Below are 20,684 nucleotides of genomic sequence, written 5' to 3'. Positions count from 1 at the left end.
CTAAAAAGAACAGAATTATCTATGGCTAATTTTGGTGTAATATAATGCTTCATTTTGGGTAATAGTATTGAAAAGAAAAAGCATGACTAAATTTAAACCGGCGTTAGGGTTGAGTAATAACCATCTTCAATCAATGTTGTCTAGCTCAGGCCCTCGAACGTTTTTGGAAAAGCGACGCGCTACCCAATTACTTCGCCTAGCTAAGCAGCATATTATCACTACACCGCAAGGGGTGACGTTAGAAGGTTTTCTAACCCTACATAACTCGGCTACGCCATCCGCTAAAGGACTTGCCATTATTCTCCATGGTTGGGAAGGGTGTGCTGATTCGTTATATGTATTATCCAGTGGGCAAAAATTACTTGATGTTGGCTATGATGTGTTTCGGCTTAACTTTCGTGATCATGGCGATACCCACCATTTAAACCCTGAACTCTTTAATTCAGCTCGTTTAGAAGAAGTTGCAGAAGCAGTTAAATACCTGTGTGTAGAGTTTGGTGGCAAACATAATCTGTTATGCGGCTATTCGCTCGGTGGGAATTTTTGTTTACGCGTGGCTAACATCGCTAAGACGGCGAACATTAACTTACACCAAGCTATCGCCATTTGTCCGGTATTACACCCGCCTACCACAATGGCTGAATTAAGTTCTGGCTTTCCATTATATGAACAATATTTTGTCGCTAAGTGGAAACGTTCGTTAATCAAAAAATTGCGTCATCACCCGCAGTTAGGGTATGGCAGGGCATTGAAAAAACTAAAAACACTCGACGACATGAACTTATTTTTTGTTGATGGTTTTACCGATTTTGCTAGCCGAGATGACTATTTTGAAGCTTACTCAGTCATTGATAATGGGTTAAGTCAGCTGGCTATTCCAACCACGATCATTACCTCCGAAGATGATCCGATGATCCCCGCGAAGCACCTTAATAGCTTGCATCAATCAAGGTGGTTAAGCATCGAATTACAAGCCAAGGGGGGACATTGTGCATTTATCAAAAATTGGAAGTTTGAAAGTTGGGCTAGTGATCGTATTGCCGAGCTAGCAAGCTAACCAACGAAATAAATAACCGTATTTATGTGACTAACGGCTGTTCAGAACATGGATTACTTTCTCTTGAGCAATGCGCATTAATACTCGCCATAAAGTTAATTAATGAGGGAATATTGTTCGCGATCAGCGGTAGACCCGTATTGAGTAACGACACTGAAATATCGCGTTCTGGATCGGCCCACAGCAGTTTATTAATTAAACCTAAATGACCAAAGGCTTGAGCACTGTGTGAGCCCCACAGGCCTACTGGTTCGCCACCTAACATGAGTCCAGCGCTGTAGCGCATTGGGATCATCAGGGTACGGTCACATTCTAGCGAACCATATTCTCGGGTTAGTCGTCGCACTGTCATTGGCTGACAGATTTGTTTCCCCTCCCAAATACCATCATTTAATAACATTTGATAAAAACGTCCCATTTCTTCCGCTGTCCCCATTAAGTTAGCCGATGGAATGATGGCATTATGATATATTGCGGTATTACTTGCTTTTGCCACACGTTCAAACGAAGCACCCAAGGCGCGCTTAATAAAGTACGAAATCGGAAATACAGGCTTAAATCCGGTTGCATAATTATCTGCTAAATCACAGGCTTGTTTTGGTGGTAATCCATAACGAAAATATTTCATCTTCATTGGTTTTCGAACACGTAGATCGAGGAACGCTTGTATACTCATATCAGTGACTTTGTTGATTATACGCTCTAAAATATAACCACCAGTAAGCACATGATAAGCAAGCTTACTTGTTTGTGCTTCAGGGATCTTCATTGCACACAAGTGTTGCCAAATTTCATCATTATCTGCAAGTGAGTCAATATGAAGTGCGTCGGGCATCTTTTCCATGCCGCTGCGATGCGATAAAACCTGATGGATACTGATATGTTGCTTACCGTGTTGGCCAAATTCAGGCAGGTAGAAACTCACTGGATCGTGTAAATCAATCAGCTTATCTTCATTTAATAAATGGATCAAAAAGGCGGTGATGGCTTTGGAACCCGAAAAGTAACAAACTGGCGTTTCTGGCTGCATTAGCTTTTGGATTTTATCATCTGTTGCACTTGGCCCATTACCACTTGCATGACCAATGGCTCTGTTTAAAATAATTTTTCCCTGACGACGAAAGCACAATGAAATAGCTGGATGGGTCCCTGTCCGGTAAATTTCTTCAACGGAGCGCCAGATAGCTTCCACCCCTTCTACCGTCATGCCGACGGATACTGGGTCTACTTCATCGGTATGCTTGATGCTCGTCACTGTCGCCAGTGATTTTGGTATTCGGATGGTCTTGCCAATGCGTAGGTGTCTATTTACGCGAACTAAACTCTGTAATCCAAAATCGATAATCATATGACGGCCTAGGTATTGTGAATAAGTATTGGTGAATAGATAATGACGATAGAGTTATATTTTAGAATAAACAATTAGATCATTGTTTATTTCACTTTAATCATCATCGGCTGACCAATACTGCCAATTTGAAATACCAGCAGTTTAACCGAATTATAGGTGCTGATATTTTTAGCTATCATGGCGGTATTAATATCTTCGGCATATAAATTACCGGCTTTAAAGGTTTTTGCACCACCCTCCAACTGAACTGTCAATTCACCTTCCAGCACATACACATAAACAGGCCCCGGATGCATGTGTTTACCGCCCTCAAACTTGGCTGGCAGCGCAAGATGTTTAACGATCATCTCTTTGCCTTGCAAACCTGGTATTGGTGCTTGATAGAGTGTTTTCACTTGTGCTTTTGAGACATACTCTTTCGCGTTTACGGGGTTAACCATGCAGACACAGACTGTGATTACGAATAGGCTGGTTATAAAGATATTATCGGATAGGCGTGCTTTGATGTTCATGATTCGACCTCTCAATAAATGATTTTTGCAGAGATAAGCTGAGATCAATCCATGGACTTCTGGCTAAACTGCCACGCTGAAATAATGGTTTTAGAATACCTAAACCTTAGCAGTAAAGTGATAATAATCCATGTTCAGTTTAGATCTTCTGTGAATAGTAAATAAATGCGTCAGTTATACCAGTAAATACAATTTGAATAACTTTGAACTAGCACCTTGTTTGCGGTTATGAAGAACAATATACTCGATGAGATAGCGCTGATTATCATGTTGAAACAAACAACAAGTAAAGGTGTTTGATAATAAAGGAAATTATTAAAATATAACGGAGTCAGTATGGAAAAAAGAACACAAAATTATCTTGATGAGTATTTAGCAACATTAACTGATCCGGAGCGTAAACGTTATACCTCATTTAGTGCAGACTACTTCTGCGCGGATGAAATCAATGCCAACCTGTGTGCAGATTTAATTAGTAAGGGCATCAAAACCGCCACTTGCAGTATGAAGTATTGGTATGATTCTGGCGAAGAAACGATGCCACAAACAGGTCATCTACTTGTCGTGACAGACTGGCTCGGTGAACCAACGTCAATCGTCGAGATAACGGCGGTGAGTGAATGTAAATACTCGGAGGTCACGGCCGAATTTGCTTATGCTGAAGGTGAGGGCGATCAAACGCTTGATTGGTGGCGCGCTGCACATTGGGATTTCTTTGCGCGTGAATGTAATGAGATTGATATGGAAGCCAATGAAGACATGGTGCTGGTATTAGAGCATTTTCAAGTTGTGCATGGTGCGGCTGTAGTATGATAAAAACACTGATATTCACTCTTTTATTCATGTCACCACTGGTGACTAGCGCCAGTGATTTCTTCTCGCTGTCAGCGTTAAAAGCAGCGGATAAAAAGCCGTTATCTCCACTCCAATATGTCAAAGCAACAGATGACCTGTTGTTGGCTTATCGTCCTTATTTTCCGCAGCAAGCGCAAGCCGTGTTGATCTTTTTACACGGTGGCGGCGCACATAGCGGACTGTCATATAATCATATTGGTGTGGGTCTACGCGATGATTTTAATATCGCGGTGTATATGCCTGATATCCGTGGTCATGGCAGCTCTGAAGGCGCCCGCGGTGATGCGCCGAATAAAGAACAGGTCTGGGCGGATATAAATACCATAGTGCAACAAGCAAGACGCAGATATCCGCAACAGCCTATTTTTGTTGGTGGCCATTCAAGTGGTGCCGGACTGGCATTAAACTATTCTAGCTGGCAGCAACGTGCCGAGATTGACGGTTATGTGTTTCTTGCGCCTTATTTTGGCTATAAATCAGAAACTAATCACGATGACGATAAGAGTGAACGCGTGGGATTCTCTAGCGTGAAGACGGTTAAATTCATACTTAACACGGTGTCTTTTGGATTACTCGCGGGACACGATAAGGCCGTGATATTTCATTTTCCTGAGCAAGTATTGAAAAATAACCCAGAGATAGTGACGTTTAATACGGTCAATATGGCTAATGCATTAACGCCGAGTTCACCTGATTCACAGTTAGCTGATATCGGCCAATTTGGTTTATGGATAGGGGCTCAAGATGAAGCTTTTGATGCCGTAAAAGTAACCGCGTTTGCGCAAGAGCATGCAGGTAAAGATCGTAACGAAATAAAAATGTTACAGGATGAAAATCATTTTTCGATTATCTTATCCGGCGCTAAATACATTGGCCCTTGGCTTGTTCGGTCACGTTAGCAGTATTAGCGACATTAACGTAACCATATTCTTGTCTATAATACTAAGTTATGCACTTAAACACTTACTCACTTAATTTTGCACATCCAATCTTTTAAGGAGTCTAGAATATGGTACTACTCATTATTGGTCTGTTGTTGTTTTTGGGGATGCATTCTATTTCAATTTTTGCCCTGGATTTCCGTAATCGACAAATCGAAAAAAATCATCTGGCTTGGAAAGCGGGTTATAGCATTATTGCATTAATAGGCTTTTTTCTGATCGTGCAAGGTTACGGACAAGCCAAACTGGCACCGACGTTGTTATATGTAACACCGTCTTGGTTAGGGCATGTGAGTGCATTATTAATGTTGCCGGTTTTCATTTTGTTTATTGCGCCTTATTTCCCCGGGAAGATCCGTGCGATGACCAAACACCCCCAATTAATAGCCGTGAAACTGTGGGCGGTAAGTCATCTATTAGTCAATGGCATGTTGGCTGATGTGATCTTATTTGGGGCGTTTTTAGTTTGGGCAGTAGTGGATAGAATTTCAATGAAAAAGCGCACTTCACGACAGGTACATCATTTACCTCGAGCCCTTATGAATGATGTGATTATTGTGGTATTGGGACTTGGTTTTTACGGTGTTTTTGCTATGTATTTACATCAACGATTAATCGGTATAGCGCCGTTTGTGATGAATTAATTGATAGCCATATGATTAATTAAAGTAAAATTGTACCCAGTAATGAGTGTTATATAATACAATACTTCTCAATATTGTATTATAACTTGCATTGGAGCAACAAGGCATATACATTCAGTTAACAATTTCGCTGGATTTAGTAATGATGGTATTAACGGCTGTTTCGCGTATGGCTAATGACTATAATCCGTTGTGTAATAAATCAGTAATGGATTATAAGGCTATAAAATGCAGTTTAAAAATTTTTCTATTCGAGTCAAAATTGGCTTGATGTTTGCCACTATTTCCCTAATCGCGTTAGTGGTGAGTTTTTCCCTTAGTCGTGGGATGAATAAGATCCAAGGCAGTCTCGAAGATATAACCGAGACGTCTATACCTCATTTAGTGCTAGTGAATAATTTACGTGCCGATTTTATTACTATACGTAAAGAGCAATTTGTATTCATCGCTAACATTGATGATCCTTTGATTAATACTTGGTTGGAAAATTTTTCTCAACTTACTGCGCAGATTGATACACGTTTAACTGCTTACAAAGCCCAGTTGGCAGATGAGCAAGGTCTGCAATTGCTTAATTCAGTGACACAAGCCTGGCTTGGATATAAACCGCCTATTATGACATTCATCACTGCGATTAAAGCCGGTGATGTTATTAATGCCAATCGTATTGCTTATGACAGTTATCTAGATTTTCAAAATATAACTCAGTCAATGGATGAATTATTGGCGTTAAAATTAGCCAATATAGAGCGTGACCGGAAACAAAGTAACGACGTTGTCGATTCTGTTTATAAGGAAATGATGTTCGGCACGCTTGCGATGATCATTGCCTCTATTCTTGCAACGATATTGTTGGCGAGGCAGATTTGTCGGCCGTTAAATAAAACCCTTACTCTAGCGACGCATATAGCTGAAGGTGACCTGACTTACCATTTGAGTATTGACGATATTGGTGATGACGAAGTAGGAAAATTAGCGCATGCTTGCACTGTAATGCAAACCAATTTGAGTACATTGATTGTTGATATATCGAGTGCAACTTCGCAGTTAGCTAGTTCGATTGAAGAAGTAAGTACTGTGTCTGAGCAGTCTGCGAAAAACATGGCATCCCAACAAAATGATATTCATGCAGTAGCAACAGCCATCAATCAGATGCAAATAACCGTCTCTGAAATGTCTAAGCGTACAGAGGATGCTTCCGTGTCTGCACATACTGTTACAGAACGTTCATCTCGGAGCTCTGATGTCATGCAGCAAAATATTACTGAGATCTCGAATGCATCTTTAGTGATGGCGAAAGCGGGAGAAATGGTATCCAAATTAGAAGATGATTCACGCAGTATTAATATGGTGGTGGAAGTAATCAATAGTATTTCTGAGCAAACTAATTTACTGGCGTTAAATGCGGCAATTGAAGCCGCTAGAGCGGGTGAACAAGGACGTGGCTTTGCCGTTGTTGCAGATGAAGTACGTACTCTTGCTGGACGAACTAAGGATTCAACCGGAGAGATCTTGGGGATCATTAATCAATTACAAGCGCGTTCCAAAGCCGCTGTCGTTGTCACTAACGAAAGCTGTGATTTGATTGGGAATTGTGTAGACCGCTCTCAAGAAACGGGTACAGATCTCAACCTGATCATAGATAACATGACTGAAATTGCAGACATGAATAGACAAATTGCGGATGCTTGTCATGAACAAAATAGTACCGCAGAAGAGTTGAATCGTAATATTGAGAGTATTAATTTATCGGCGTTGGAAGTCGCGTCTGGGGCAGACCAAACCGCGCAAGCTTGTGTTGGGTTGAGTGAAATGGCGAGTAATTTACAAAAATCAATCGGTCAGTTCAAGTTAGCTTAATTCAATAGGGAATACTTGCCAAACCTACTTGCCAAAACTAATTGGCAAGTATTCTCAATTTTTTAGTTTTAATGCAATCAGCGCTGAAATGAATATAAATAACGCGGAGATCCACAAGCACATTTCCAAGCCATAAACTTGAAATATCCAGCCCGATAATACCGTACCTATCAGCCGTCCCATTGCGTTAGCCATATAGTAAAAGCCAACATCCATGGAGACGCCGTCACTGCTGGCGAAACTCACAATTAAGTAACTGTGCAGTGATGAGTTGATGGCAAACAAGCCACCAAAGATTAATAAGCCGACGATAATCGAGAATTGCACATAGAATTGATAATGCAGTGCAATGGCGATCAATACCGGAATAACAGCAAGATAGCCTGCCCAGAGAGCCGCTGAACGTGGGGAGGGGGTTTGACCTGTGAAACGAGGGGCGATTGATTGCACCATGCCATACCCGATAACCCAACTCGCCATAAAGCCGCCAACCCACCAATGGTCCCAATTAAAAGTTGTTGCTAAGAACACTGGCAGGGCAACCACAAACCACACATCTCGGGCACCAAATAAAAACAACCGCGCTGCAGAAAGTAAGTTTATCGAGCTACTTTTAGAAAAAATTTCGGTAAACTTAGGTTTGTTTTTGGCTTTGCCGAGTTCGGCTTTTAAACTGAACAAGCTCCACATCCAGACGAATAATAGCATTACCGCCATGAGCTGAATTGCGCCTTTAAAGCCAAATGTGGTGAGCAGTACACCACCCAAGAAAAAGCCAACGCCTTTTAACGCATTCTTAGATCCCGTTAAAACCGCGACCCATTGGTACAATTTGTTATTACTACCAACACTGCCTTTTGGCACCAACAGTTTAATGGCACTTTTGGCGCTCATCTTATTCAGGTCTTTGGCAATACCGGATAATGCTTGTGCGATCATCACATAAACAACTGTAAGCATATCAGCGGGTACGGTTAACATCATTAAGGCGACAATTTGCATCCCCAGACCAATGTTCATGGTTTTATTTAACCCCCACCGTGCGCCTAGCCAACCACCAATTAAGTTGGTGATGACACCGAATACTTCATAAAACACAAACAACATAGCGATATTAATCGGGCTGTAACCAAGCTGGTGGAAATACAGCACAACCAACATGCGCAATGCGCCATCCGTTAAGGTGAACGCCCAATAATTACCGGTAATGATCAGATATTGTTTTATTTGTGGGGAAATACCCGCTAACGCTTTTATCATTTGTCTGAACGACCGACCATACGTGCTAATTCAGCTGCGCGATTTGCATAACCCCATTCATTGTCATACCAAGCATATATTTTCACTTGGGTACCATTAACAACCATCGTTGATAAGGCATCAATAATGCTTGAACGCGGATCGGTTTTATAATCAACCGATACTAATGGGCGTTCTTCATAACCAAGGATGTCTTTAAGTTCGTTTTCTGCTGCTTGCTTAAAGTAACTGTTCACTTCTTCTGCTGTTGTTTCACGTTCTACTTCAAACACACAATCAGTCAGCGATGCATTCGCTAATGGTACGCGGATAGCATGGCCGTTTAACTTACCGGTTAATTCTGGGAAGATATTGGTAATTGCGGTTGCAGAGCCTGTCGTTGTTGGGATCAATGACGTTCCACAAGCGCGGGCACGACGTAAATCGGCATGCGGTGCATCAAGAATTGTTTGGGTATTCGTGATGTTGTGGATCGTGGTCATTGAACCATGTTTAATGCCTATTTTTTCGTTTAATACTTTAACCACAGGCGCTAAGCAGTTTGTAGTGCACGAAGCTGCTGTCACAATCGGGTGCAGGTCTTTGTTGTAAAGATCATCATTAACCCCCATCACAATGTTTAACACACCTTCTTCTTTGACTGGGGCGGTGACAACTACACGCTTAACACCTTGGTCTAAATAACCTTGCAGCAGCGCGGATGTTTTCATTTTCCCAGATGCTTCCAGTACTACGTCACACTGAGACCAGTCGGTATCGGAAATGGCTGTATTGCGAGTACAAGGGATAAAACGGTCGGCGATGATCATTTGATCGCCAAGAAATTCAGCTTGGTGTTCCCAGCGGCCGTGAATAGAGTCAAAGTTAAGTAAATGTGCGAGCGTCTCTGCATTACCTGCAGGATCATTAATTTGTACAATCTCAATATCATCCCAATTAAAGGCTGCACGCATTGCTAGACGACCCATACGGCCAAATCCATTGATACCGATTTTAATAGTCATTTCATTCTCCAAAATACAGGTTATTTCAATTTATGTGTTTATTTCATTACTGCGTAGATTACTCTTTTTATTAACGTAAGTTTAGTCACTAAGGCTTTGAATAGTTAAAAGAACCTTGGCTACGATTAATAATGGCGACGAGCGATAGCATGATAGGCACTTCGACAAGCACACCAACCACAGTGGCAAGTGCCGCACCAGAATGTAGACCAAATAACGAGATAGCAACGGCGACAGCGAGCTCAAAGAAATTTGAAGTGCCAATTAAACAAGCCGGACCAGCGATATTGTGCGGTAGTTTAAGGCGTTTGGCGGCGAAAAAAGTAATCGCAAAGATCATGTATGTCTGTAATGCCAGCGGAATAGCGATGAGTACGATAGTCTTAGGATCGTTAAGCAAAGTGTTAGCCTGAAAACCAAACAATAAAGCAACCGTGGCGAGTAGGCCTAAGATAGACCAAGGCTTTAGTTTCGCGAGTGCATGCTGAACTGCTTCTTTGTTAGTTGATTTATTTAATGTTCTACGTGTCAAGATACCTGCAATCAATGGCAGGACAACATAGAGCAAAACAGATAACAGCAAGGTTTCCCAAGGTACATTGATATCACTGACTTCCAGTAAAAATGCAGCGATAGGGGCAAATGCAAAGACCATAATAATATCGTTCACGGACACTTGCACTAAGGTATAATTTGCATCCCCTTTGGTGAGTTGTGACCAAACAAATACCATTGCAGTACAAGGTGCGACGCCAAGTAAGATCATTCCGGCGATATATTCTTGTGCAGAACTGGGGTCGACCATGTCAGCGAAAAATACTTTAAAAAATAACCAGGCAAAAATAGCCATAGTAAAAGGCTTAATGATCCAATTAATGAATACGGTGAGGAATAATCCTTTTGGATTTTTGCCGACATCTTTAATGGCTGAAAAATCGATTTGCACCATCATTGGATAAATCATTATCCAGATAAAGACGGCGACGACTAAGTTAACATGTGCAATTTCTAAATCTGCAATTAACTGAAAAACGTCAGGTCGCCAAGCGCCTAAAATGACACCTGTGGTGATAGCCAGTGCTACCCAGACTGATAAATACCGTTCGAATATACCCATGTTCGTTCCTACCCGCAGTGTTGCTGTGTTCTTTCAGGGCGTTTACCCATGTCGTTTAATCGTTGTATGTCTGCATTGATTAAGTTGTCATTTTGCTGTGCGCTAAGCGCTATAATTGATTTTTTCCATTCGGCTAATTCAGGGTTAATGGCATAAAAGACCCATTGTTTATACTTCCTATCAACTAATAAACCAGATTTACGGAGTTGAGATAAATTACGGGAAATGCTTGGCTGACTTGCTGTTATAGCGGTGATTAATTCACATACGCAAAGCTCTTTTTCAATATCAATTAACATTAAAATTCTGAGGCGGGTTTCGTCAGAGAGTATTTTAAAAAGTTGTGTCGGTTCCATATTGTCTCACTATATATGATTTTTGTTATGTACCAAGTATATGTACAACTCGTTATATGTGTCAATTGTTATATATGATTTTTGTTATGTTTATTTACGGCTTAGGTATGGATATTAGTTATATGTAATATAAAATTAATACCTTAGTAGTATAAAGAGATTGTTCTATGCCATAAATTATCTTAAAATTAGCAAACTAATTTAATGGTTAATATTTTAAATCAGCAACAATAACTACTATTGTTTTGTTCATGATAAATACTTTATTTGGATTTTCTCAGTAGCTCGCTCACTTCATATAGGCCATTGCTAATGGATACGACTCTTATACTTTTTATTGCCACTGCATTCAGTTTTGGCATGCTTGTTAATCTGACCGGGTTACCACCTATGGTTGGTTTCCTATTGGCGGGCTTTGCGCTTAATTTTTATGGTTTTGAAGCGACTGAAGGACTACAGACATTTGCGGATCTCGGTGTAACCCTGTTACTTTTCTCGATTGGTTTAAAGTTAGATATACGTACCTTGTTTAAGGCTGAAGTATGGGGTGGGGCAAGTGTGCATATCTTTGCCAGTATTGCTTTTTATGCAGTGGTGTTATTTATTTTAAAGCAGGTTGGCTTAACTTTCTTTACTAACCTAGATACCTTCTCGCTGGTGCTTGTTGCCTTTGCGTTGAGTTTCTCTAGTACGGTATTTGCAGTGAAAATCCTAGAAGAAAAAAGTGAAACAAACTCGTTATATGGCCGTGTCGCGATTGGTATTCTGATCATGCAAGATATCTTTGCCGTGGTATTTTTAACGGTATCAGTGGGTAAAATCCCGTCATTATTTGCTGTTCTACTACTGGCATTACCATTAATTAGACCATTGCTGTTTAAATTGTTAGACCGAGTCGGTCACGGCGAACTGTTGGTTCTGTACGGTATTTTCCTTTCACTTGTGCTTGGCGCAGGGCTGTTTGAATCAGTAGGCATGAAAGCCGACCTTGGTGCCTTGATTGCGGGTATGTTATTAGCGGGTCACGCCAGTGCCAAACAGATGGCAAAATCTTTGTTTAACATGAAAGAGATGCTGCTTGTTTGTTTCTTCCTCAGCATTGGCTTAGGTGGACTGCCGACGGTTGATCACTTGTTTGTTGCCGGTATTTTAGCGGTCTTATTGTTTGGTAAAATTGCCTTGTATTTCTTTACGCTGGCTAAATTTAAATTACGTGCGCGTACGTCACTATTTGTGGCGTTTTCGTTGGCAAACTACAGTGAGTTTGGTTTGATTGTGGCGGCGTTAGCGACTTATAAAGGCTGGTTATCGCAGGACTGGTTAATTATTACTGCATTGGCGGTATCGATCAGTTTTGTTATTGCCTCGTTACTTAATAAGTATGCTGATGATATCTATAGCCGCTTTACCGGTAAATTAGCGCGTTTCCAAGCATTAGATTTACACATTGATGATCGTCCTGTGTCGCTTGGCGATGCCGAAATATTAGTGATGGGTATGGGTCGAATTGGTGCTGGTGCGTATGATGAATTGAAAACGCAATATGGTGATAAGGTATTAGGCCTTGATTATAATAACCAAAAGACCTTAGATCATTGTGCACTCGGTCGACGCGTGATCACTGCCGATGCGCTTGATACTGATTTTTGGAATAAACTGGAAATGACAGATAACATTAAATTGGTGTTATTAGCGATGCCTGATCATCATGGTAATCATTATGCCGCAGAGCAGTTACATAAAATGGATCGTTGTAGTTTCCAAGTCGCTGCACTGGCACATTTTAAGAGTGATGAAGAGGAGCTGAGAGCACTTGGCGTGAATCCTGTTTATAACATGTATCAAGAAGCGGGCGCTGGTTTCGCTCACCATGTTTGGACTGAATTACAGCTACGGGTTACTGACACGCAGACTAAGTAAGCATATAACAGGCTATGATTAATGAGAGGACTGTAGCGAATGGGTGATGAGTGTGGGTGATAATGGTATTCAACTTACGGTTTATTTTGATGGCGCCTGCCCGCGTTGTGTGAAAGACCGTGATAATTATCTGAAATTGGCAGGTAGTAAAGCGAAGCAGGTATATTGGTTTGATATTACTGGCCAAGAGCAGGTATTGCTCGCGCTGGGTATTGATCCGATAAAAGCCTTAACCGAACTGCATGTTAAAACCAGTGACGGCCGCATCCTTTCTGAACTTGATGCTTATATTGAGCTGATGCTGCGGGTGTCGTTATTGCGACCTTTGGCTTACCTCATCGGCCTGCCACTGCTCAAACCTATGCTGGCTCGCTATTATCATTACTTGGTGACAAGAAGGCTTAAACGCACTGGTCGTTGGCCGCACTAACTTGATTTATTCTAAATACGAAGGTAACGAGCATGGCTTAATTTGTTGCTCGTCACCTTCGTCATCACTTGTGCGTTAAGTTGCCACTCACGTTAAACTACAAACTAAGCGTCTCCCGCATCAATGCGTTTTTGATTCGCACCAATCATGTTGTAAATATCATATCGCCAAAACCCAATCCATTCGTGCAATGCAAAATCAGTCAGTGCAAAGTTATACCCAAGTGGGATGAATGATACGGTTGCCGACATATAATCCGCTCTGATCGGGGTTGCACGTACACCAAAATGTTCAAAATACAATTGACTACGTTTGATGTGTAATCCTGATGAAATTAAGACGCTATTATCGAAATCACCCTTGCTGAGTATGTCACTGGTAAATTGTGCATTCTGCCATGTGTTAAGGCTGTTTGGTTCGGTGATAATATCAGCAGCATTAATGCCAATAGATACTAAGCGGTTTTTATAAACAGCGGCTTCTGTGTCCCCTAGTTTTTGCGTATCACCACCGCTGACAATGATTTTACATTGTTGTTCAGTGCCAATACATTCATTATAAAGTCTTGCCGCTGCGTAGATCCGGCTAAAAGCATGGAAGGGCGGTTCAATACTATCAACATTATTAATAGTATCACCAACTTTTTCGAGGCCAGCACCCAGCAAGATAATGGCGTTATTGTCCTGCCAATGGATCGGGGCTTGCGCCACATAATCTTGCTGTAATTTATCCAGTAAATATTTAGGAATGACCCCGATGCTGATAAGCACGGTAAGTAAAATTGTGCTGCATAATAGGACTGACTTGGCACGATGAAAATTAAAGAAACGTAATACTAAGAAGATAATAATAAGTAAAATTATAAGCAGCAGGCTCATTGATTGTCCTTGTTGAGGTACGAAAACACAGAATTTCATCGCAGTATAAAGTAATAAAATAATTTATCATTGTTTAAACTGCTGGTCGGATGCTTATAAATAATTGAAATTTAATATTAATATATACGCATTACTTTTATACTGCTCGCTATAAGCTTAACAAGAGATAGATTATGGAAGATTCAACACGGCAGGGGTATTTAGCGGCATTTGGCGCAGTACTGATCTGGTCGGGATTTATATTAGTGTCACGCATGGGCGGGATCAGCCCGTTATTGTCCTATGATGTCATTGCCATTCGTTATGCAACCTGTGCGGCGTTGGTATTACCGATTTGGTGGTTTAAGTTTCGTTTTAAGTTGTGGCAACCTAAGTTTATTATTTGCAGCCTGTTTGGCGGCTTAGGGTATGCGTTATTTGCCTTTCAAGGATTTGAAAACACACCGGGTTCACAGTCAGCAGTATTGTTACCAGGCTTGATCCCCGTGATGATTATTGTTTTGTCTGTGGTGATAAGTAAACAGGGGCATCCGTGGAGTAAGTGGCTGGGGGTTGGGATCATCACATCGGGAATTGCGGTACTCTTTTTACAAGAGTTCCTCGCTCAAGGGGAATTGTCTGTTGGTCATTTAAGTCTGGCTGGTGCGGCATTTTGCTGGGGCATATTTTCAGTATTACTGAGCCGTTGGCAGATCACGCCATGGCAAGCTACAGCCAGCCTCGCGATAATTACCTGCAGTATTTACATGCCGATTTACTTGATTTGGTTACCTACTAATATCAGCCTTGAATTGATTAACGCAGGATTGTGGCGCGATATGTTATTACAAAGCTTTTACCAAGGGTTCATGGCGACCATAGTTCAAATGCTGTTGTATGTGCGCGCGGTGCAGATTATTGGCGCTGCTAACATGGGGACTATGATGGCGATGGTGCCAGTTATTGCCGGTATCAGTGCGTTATTTGTATTTGATGAACCTGTTAAGTTAAGCCTTATCATTGCCATGGCAGCTGTGAGTATTGGTGTCTGGTTTGCTAACACGCAGTATTTTAACCGTAAATAGCATGTGGTGGGCTGAATTTTGATATATGTAACATGTTAAACTTAGGCTATTTAAGATGGTGTTAAGAAAATGAACCAGTTAATCACGAGGAATAAAGATGGAAATTAGCATCGACGCTATTAAGAATATGGAGATAGACATAGAGAATCTACCGCCGATAGCGGTACAAGAGAATATAGTTGAAGACATCGAACGGTTAATGGCTGAAGGTAAAAGTCAGGCCGAAGCGATTCACTTAGTATTTTCATATTCTAAAATGGGTAGCAAAGTTAGCTAAAATCGCGATGTTTACATGTCCATATTCGTGTCAGAATGACCTCAGCTGACACGAAGTTGCTCCTTTCCTTGTTAGAGTTTCTACTCATTCGTATTTTGTTCATGACAATTAACCATACATTTTATCATGTGATAAATGGGAGTGATTTATCATACAAAATAATTTACAGGAGTGAATCGAAAATGGCGGTCAGTATTACTTAGCCACTACGGGATTAATTCGCAGGATATTTTTCCTCTTTACGTAAAGTTAGGACATCATAACCTGAACTTGTCACTAATATTGTGTGCTCAGACTGAGCTGAGAGTTTCTTATCTCGAGTAACTACTGTCCAGCCATCTTTTTTGTTTTTGATTTTCGCTGTGCCTTGGTTCACCATTGGTTCAATGGTGAATACCATGCCTTCCTTGAGTAGAAAACCTTGGTTTGGAGAACCATAGTGAAGGACTTGTGGTTCTTCATGCATTTCTCTGCCAATACCGTGGCCACAATATTCTCTTACTATGCTGTAACCATAAGACTCAGCATAACGTTGAATAGCATATCCTACATCGCCAAGTCTGGCTCCTGGTTTTACCTGTTTGATACCAGCCCACATTGCGTCATACGTGACTTCAACAAGTTTTTTAGCTAAAGGAGATGCGTCTGGCATAACAAACATTTTGCTTGAATCAGCAATAAAACCATCCTTTTCCAAAGTAACATCTAAGTTGATGATATCTTTACTTTTCAGTATTTGAGTTACTTTAGGTACGCCATGACATACAACTTCATTGATAGATGAATTTAAAACATACTGATAGTCATATTGGCCCTTACTGGCAGGGCGAGCATTTAAATCATTAACAATAAAGTCTTCAACTTTGTTATTGATATCCATTGTTGAAATACCTGGCTTAATATAAGAATCCAGCATATGAAAAACTTGGGCCAGTAACTTTCCTGAATTACGCATTAGTTCTATTTCAGTCGTTGTTTTAATACTCACGGTATTATTCATCATTCGATCCTTCGACTGCTGTTAGATTTGAAATAGATACTTCTGCTGACTTCATAAGATCAGCGATGATTTGATTGAATGAAAGTTGAGGGTGAAGCTCTGCTAGCATGCCAATTTTCATCCAAAATTCGGCTTGTGAATTAATAGAACGTGACATAACTGAACTGGCTTTTCTTACTTCTGCATGAAGCTCATCTGATATTTTTACAATGCCCATTGATATATGATTCGTATATAAAACGTATATGTATTGTATGCCCGTACTCTTTGGTGAGTCAAGGTTAGTTTATAATACTCGAAGAATATTCCTGTTGGATTTGTAATAGAAACGTTATCCAAAGCTATCTTATTGGAGTATAAGCACTAAGCCGAAACTGCCCCATTGTGAGTTAGATTAACTACTCTACTGCAATGTATTCATATTTATTTTCCATACATTTGCTCATGTGAGGAATTTGTCATATCCCAACAGCACACGCGAACCCTATTGCTAGTTCAATTGTGATCCAGCCTTGGCTAGATTAGATATCATGCAAAGGCGCTCTACCTCCTATAGTGACTTGTGTCCCATATTGCAAAAGCATTTCAATTAGAATCGACGCGAAAGGGATATTCACTAAGACCGTGCAAAATGATCCATCCAGAATTACGGATTAAAATAGGTTTTAAAGGGGTAAAATAAGCGTTAGAGAGGACTTTTTTCCTGAGTAGTGAAATGAAGCTGCGCATTATCACCTTTATGTTCAGTAGGTCGCATATCGACGATTTTATCTCTAGATCAAGAAAGCCTACAACTAGGAGGCGGCATTTACTAAACAACCATAAACAGCTATAAACAAAATTATGCAAGTATATGTTTTTTGATTAAAACGGTACAATAACACCCTGTACCACAGGGTGTCGTATAAAAGAGGTATTAACACATGTATTCGTACGTAGCCAGACAACCGATCTTAGATACCGATAAAAATACGATTGGTTATGAACTGCTATTTCGAGATGGTCCAAAAAACTCGTTTCCCGATATGGATGCGGAACAAGCAACCAGTCGCCTGCTATCAGAGCAGTTTATGAATTCATGTAGCAATACGACTGGGAATAAGCTTGCTTTTATCAACTTTCCATACAGCAGCTTAATTAGGCTCATACCAACGTTATTCCCCAAAGATAAACTTATTATTGAGATTCTGGAAGGTTGCGAACCGACAGATGAACTGCTACAAGCGGTAGTAATTATGTCTAAAAAAGGCTACAAACTGGCCCTCGATGATTTTATCCCTGACTCTCGCTGGGAGCGTTTTCTACCTTATATCGATTTTATTAAGTTTGATATCCAAGTTTTCCCACTCACTGAGGCGAAGTCTTTTATTCATCATCATCTCAATTATAAGATCAAATTCTTAGCTGAAAAAGTAGAAACCTACGAAGAGTTTCAACAAGCGAAAAAAATTGGATTTGATTACTTTCAAGGTTACTTCTTTAGTAAACCAGAAATGTTACAACAACGGGTCATTGCACCATCAGAACTGGTCACATTGCAATTGTGCAAAGAAATTTCCACTTCTGAACTGAACTATGCTGCGATAGAGAAATTGTTAGCCAGTGATGTTACTTTGTCTTATAAACTTCTTAAATATGTAAATGCATCATCTTTAATTATCAAAACCATCACCTCATTTAAACATGCACTTATTTATCTAGGGCAGGATAAGTTACGCCTATTTATTTCTTTAATGACCGTCGCTCATGCCAACCAATATAAACCTCAGTATCTATATGTTCTGTCAATCCAACGAGCGCGGATTTGTGAACAGCTAGTTACTAAAGGATCATTTAAAGCAGAACCAAGCGAAGCCTTTTTAATGGGAATGTTCTCTTTGCTGGATGCGTTACTGGATAAACCTCTGCCTCTGCTTCTAACCAATTTGCCTCTCAGTGATGAACTTAAACTGGCATTAAACGATGGGAAAGGAGAACTTGGGAATCTACTTAATGCAGTAAAAGCTTATGAGAACGCCGACTGGGAACAAGTCAATCGTTATTGTAATGTACTCAACATTTCAGAAGAACTCTTCGCCAGTCAGTATGCAGAGTCTGTCAAATGGGGCGATGATTTCACCATCGACAGTTGATTGGATTAATCACTAAACTATGCAATTATAACCTTGTGAGCACTAATCTATATTCTGCTCACTGCGTATAACGCATGTTATGGTTAGTTAGAGTGAAGGGTTCCGCCAGCTCCCTTTACTCACCTTACAAAATATAATGCGTAGCACCTCGGTTAGTGTAAAAAATATAACACGTTTCTGTCCAGTTCTGGCTTGGTGCAATAACGCTAAGCCGAATTTACCCCAAAGTAGCTTAGAGTTGTTACTCACTAAAAATGTGAACGTTTCGGTTTTCCATAGATTTCATAATGCGAAAAATGGGGTAGGTTCATACACACAATATGTTCATAACAATTTGCCATTCATTTACGGGTTATATGAGGAATGGGAGTAGTTTGTCATATCTCATGATTTACAAGAATGAATCGGCCTTTGTGGTGAGAATGGTGTGTTCCATACCTCTGTATTTGATAGTCCGCTGTTCTCCAAGCCATTGATATAAAATTGGTAACATAAATAGTGAAGGGCATTATACTTGGATAGATTTAGAACTGGCTTGATTTAGGGTGGGGGTACTGAATTGGCTCTAACTTATTTTGTTATCTTCGTTTAGCTTGCTAAGCAATATCTGCAACAGATTTTAGGACAATAAAAAGGCTCAAGAAAATTTGAGCCTTTTAAAAAATCAGTATTTTAACTTTCGAGAATAGCTACACACCTTGCTTATTAAAAAATGCAACTGCGTCGTCTATTGTTTCAGTTGAAAAACCAAGACTCGCATCTACTGTGATTTTTCCTTCTGGTGTTTGCGTCGTTGTGAAACCGCTAATACCAAGTGCTCGTTCAAAAGCTACAGATTTTTTAGCAGTCTTTAAGTTAATAATCGTAATTTTTTTCAAACCAGATTCCTGTGCTATAGCATATGATCCTTCAGGTGTATTAAACCAATACACTTTCCAGAAGTAATGCCTGAGGTTTTTAGAACCATTTGGCTCAAATAACGATTCTCGAGACTCAGATTTAGCACATTCATTTACAATACTGTTCTTCTTTTTACACTCTGATAGAACATTTATATTTTTTCCACTAGTACGAATATTTAGAGGTACAACGCTACCAGTTTTAATATTAGCTAGAAGATATTCGAACGCTTCATCTTCAATAATGCCTATACTACCTGCAAGGCTACTGAAAGAATCCATTAAATTAGCAACAGAATCGGTTTCAGGATCTTTCTCTAATAAGATATAACCCGTTGAGGATACATCGCCATTTTGGTATCTAGCAATGTGATAGCCGTCCGCAGCAGAGAAGCTATTAAGTCCATCACGCGGATCAAAATTAAATGCTGATGAGTCCCTCGCAACAATAAATCCTCTCGATGTTGGGATAACACTATTACCTGATAGCTTACGCCCTGTAACAGTAACAACTTTAGCACCACGGCTATCAATCGTTGCATGTGCTAATGTTATCGCTTCAGCACCAGATCCTGCTTTGTTATACTTAACAACATACTCATTTCCACGAGTGTGAACTAAATAACTAAATTCGCCAGTAAGTGAGTTTGAGCCAACTCTCGTAATTTCACCTTCAGGGTCGAGATACATTATCCCGTTAACTTTAATTCCATCCCTAGAACGTTCGAAACTTATGCCTGTATCATTTGATTTTAAGCCTTCAATTTGATGATTAAGATCATCAATTGTTAGTGTTGGTTTAGCTTTAGGCACTGGAACTGGTTGCAAATTTTGATTAACATTTTGCTGTGATTGTAATGCGACTGTACTAGCCTTCATCTTTGCAATCATCGCCTGCATCATTTGATTACGTAGTTCTTGTTCTTGTGGTGTTAGCTGCTGTGGCTGACTAGTAGACATGCAACCTTGCAGGCTAACTCCCAAAGTTAACACACATATTACCTTTAATAGTTTCCGATTTAACACTCCGTATACTCCATATGTTATCTATAAAAGTTATCTCATATTACTCATCCGTTTACGCACGCAGAAACAAATATTCTACAGCATACTCATAACTATAACCT

The 20,684-nt window shown here is 40.3% G+C and carries 20 protein-coding genes; 10 read left to right on the top strand and 10 right to left on the bottom strand.

What is annotated here, in order from left to right; all coding sequences use genetic code 11:
* The first annotated feature begins 82 nt into the window (after positions 1–82).
* Positions 83–1,057, top strand: a complete 975-nt coding sequence (locus PE36_RS09885; RefSeq protein ID WP_006031867.1) for a YheT family hydrolase — start codon at positions 83–85, stop codon at positions 1,055–1,057.
* 22 nt (positions 1,058–1,079) lie between these two features.
* On the opposite strand, the gene PE36_RS09880 is transcribed toward PE36_RS09885, so the two are convergent.
* Positions 1,080–2,405: an EstA family serine hydrolase gene (locus tag PE36_RS09880; protein ID WP_006031866.1), complete on the bottom strand. Its 1,326-nt coding sequence runs from the start codon at positions 2,403–2,405 to the stop codon at positions 1,080–1,082.
* A gap of 86 nt (positions 2,406–2,491) precedes the next feature.
* Positions 2,492–2,920 (bottom strand): cupin domain-containing protein, encoded by a 429-nt coding sequence (locus PE36_RS23740; protein ID WP_052298077.1) that lies wholly within the window; start codon positions 2,918–2,920, stop codon positions 2,492–2,494.
* 336 nt (positions 2,921–3,256) lie between these two features.
* On the opposite strand from PE36_RS23740, the gene PE36_RS09870 reads away from it, so the two are divergent.
* The 4 genes from PE36_RS09870 (at position 3,257) to PE36_RS09855 (ending at position 7,220) form a co-directional block, all read left to right on the top strand.
* Positions 3,257–3,733, top strand: coding sequence for an ASCH domain-containing protein (locus tag PE36_RS09870; RefSeq protein ID WP_006031864.1), 477 nt, complete (start codon positions 3,257–3,259; stop codon positions 3,731–3,733).
* On the top strand, positions 3,730–4,674 hold the full coding sequence (locus tag PE36_RS09865; protein ID WP_006031863.1) for an alpha/beta fold hydrolase: 945 nt from the start codon (positions 3,730–3,732) through the stop codon (positions 4,672–4,674). The genes PE36_RS09870 and PE36_RS09865 overlap by 4 nt, the downstream gene beginning before the upstream one ends.
* A gap of 110 nt (positions 4,675–4,784) precedes the next feature.
* Positions 4,785–5,360, top strand: coding sequence for an NnrU family protein (locus PE36_RS09860; protein ID WP_006031862.1), 576 nt, complete (start codon positions 4,785–4,787; stop codon positions 5,358–5,360).
* 228 nt (positions 5,361–5,588) lie between these two features.
* The gene (locus tag PE36_RS09855; RefSeq protein ID WP_006031861.1) at positions 5,589–7,220 is read left to right on the top strand and encodes a methyl-accepting chemotaxis protein; all 1,632 of its coding nucleotides are present in this window, start codon (positions 5,589–5,591) and stop codon (positions 7,218–7,220) included.
* A gap of 54 nt (positions 7,221–7,274) precedes the next feature.
* On the opposite strand, the gene arsJ is transcribed toward PE36_RS09855, so the two are convergent.
* The 4 genes from arsJ to PE36_RS09835 form a co-directional block, all read right to left on the bottom strand.
* Positions 7,275–8,480 (bottom strand): organoarsenical effux MFS transporter ArsJ, encoded by a 1,206-nt coding sequence (arsJ, locus tag PE36_RS09850; protein ID WP_006031860.1) that lies wholly within the window; start codon positions 8,478–8,480, stop codon positions 7,275–7,277.
* A complete protein-coding gene (locus tag PE36_RS09845; RefSeq protein WP_006031859.1) occupies positions 8,477–9,484 on the bottom strand; it encodes an ArsJ-associated glyceraldehyde-3-phosphate dehydrogenase in 1,008 nt (335 codons plus the stop codon). The genes arsJ and PE36_RS09845 overlap by 4 nt, the downstream gene beginning before the upstream one ends.
* Positions 9,485–9,572: 88 nt before the next feature.
* Entirely contained in the window at positions 9,573–10,601 is a 1,029-nt protein-coding gene (gene arsB, locus PE36_RS09840) for an ACR3 family arsenite efflux transporter (protein WP_006031858.1), read from the bottom strand.
* Positions 10,602–10,609: 8 nt separating this feature from the next.
* Positions 10,610–10,957, bottom strand: a complete 348-nt coding sequence (locus tag PE36_RS09835; protein WP_006031857.1) for a metalloregulator ArsR/SmtB family transcription factor — start codon at positions 10,955–10,957, stop codon at positions 10,610–10,612.
* A gap of 312 nt (positions 10,958–11,269) precedes the next feature.
* Here PE36_RS09835 and PE36_RS09830 point away from each other — a divergent pair, with 312 nt between their 5' ends.
* Together PE36_RS09830 and PE36_RS09825 are read left to right on the top strand one after the other, a co-directional pair.
* The gene (locus tag PE36_RS09830; protein WP_006031856.1) at positions 11,270–12,877 is read left to right on the top strand and encodes a cation:proton antiporter; all 1,608 of its coding nucleotides are present in this window, start codon (positions 11,270–11,272) and stop codon (positions 12,875–12,877) included.
* A gap of 46 nt (positions 12,878–12,923) precedes the next feature.
* Positions 12,924–13,307 (top strand): thiol-disulfide oxidoreductase DCC family protein, encoded by a 384-nt coding sequence (locus PE36_RS09825; protein ID WP_006031855.1) that lies wholly within the window; start codon positions 12,924–12,926, stop codon positions 13,305–13,307.
* A gap of 104 nt (positions 13,308–13,411) precedes the next feature.
* Here the strand turns inward: PE36_RS09825 and PE36_RS09820 are convergent, their stop codons facing one another.
* Complete coding sequence (locus PE36_RS09820) at positions 13,412–14,185, bottom strand: YdcF family protein (RefSeq protein WP_006031854.1); 774 nt, start codon at positions 14,183–14,185, stop codon at positions 13,412–13,414.
* 173 nt (positions 14,186–14,358) lie between these two features.
* Here PE36_RS09820 and PE36_RS09815 point away from each other — a divergent pair, with 173 nt between their 5' ends.
* The gene (locus PE36_RS09815) at positions 14,359–15,249 is read left to right on the top strand and encodes a DMT family transporter (protein WP_006031853.1); all 891 of its coding nucleotides are present in this window, start codon (positions 14,359–14,361) and stop codon (positions 15,247–15,249) included.
* Positions 15,250–15,346: 97 nt separating this feature from the next.
* On the top strand, positions 15,347–15,526 hold the full coding sequence (locus PE36_RS09810) for a YoaH family protein (protein WP_006031852.1): 180 nt from the start codon (positions 15,347–15,349) through the stop codon (positions 15,524–15,526).
* A gap of 214 nt (positions 15,527–15,740) precedes the next feature.
* Here PE36_RS09810 and map read toward each other — a convergent pair whose 3' ends face one another.
* Positions 15,741–16,526, bottom strand: coding sequence for a type I methionyl aminopeptidase (map, locus tag PE36_RS09805; protein ID WP_043994404.1), 786 nt, complete (start codon positions 16,524–16,526; stop codon positions 15,741–15,743).
* Positions 16,519–16,743: a ParD-like family protein gene (locus PE36_RS09800; protein WP_006031850.1), complete on the bottom strand. Its 225-nt coding sequence runs from the start codon at positions 16,741–16,743 to the stop codon at positions 16,519–16,521. The genes map and PE36_RS09800 overlap by 8 nt, the downstream gene beginning before the upstream one ends.
* Positions 16,744–17,449: 706 nt before the next feature.
* On the opposite strand from PE36_RS09800, the gene PE36_RS09795 reads away from it, so the two are divergent.
* A complete protein-coding gene (locus PE36_RS09795; protein WP_006031849.1) occupies positions 17,450–18,658 on the top strand; it encodes an EAL and HDOD domain-containing protein in 1,209 nt (402 codons plus the stop codon).
* A 689-nt stretch (positions 18,659–19,347) separates the two neighbouring features.
* On the opposite strand, the gene PE36_RS09790 is transcribed toward PE36_RS09795, so the two are convergent.
* Positions 19,348–20,550: a hypothetical protein gene (locus PE36_RS09790; RefSeq protein ID WP_052298076.1), complete on the bottom strand. Its 1,203-nt coding sequence runs from the start codon at positions 20,548–20,550 to the stop codon at positions 19,348–19,350.
* Positions 20,551–20,684 lie beyond the last annotated feature (134 nt).

This window comes from Moritella sp. PE36 (assembly GCF_000170855.1).
Classification (GTDB): Bacteria; Pseudomonadota; Gammaproteobacteria; order Enterobacterales; family Moritellaceae; genus Moritella.
The sequence above is the reverse complement of the archived record's forward strand: the minus strand, read 5'-3'. Positions and strand labels throughout refer to the sequence as shown.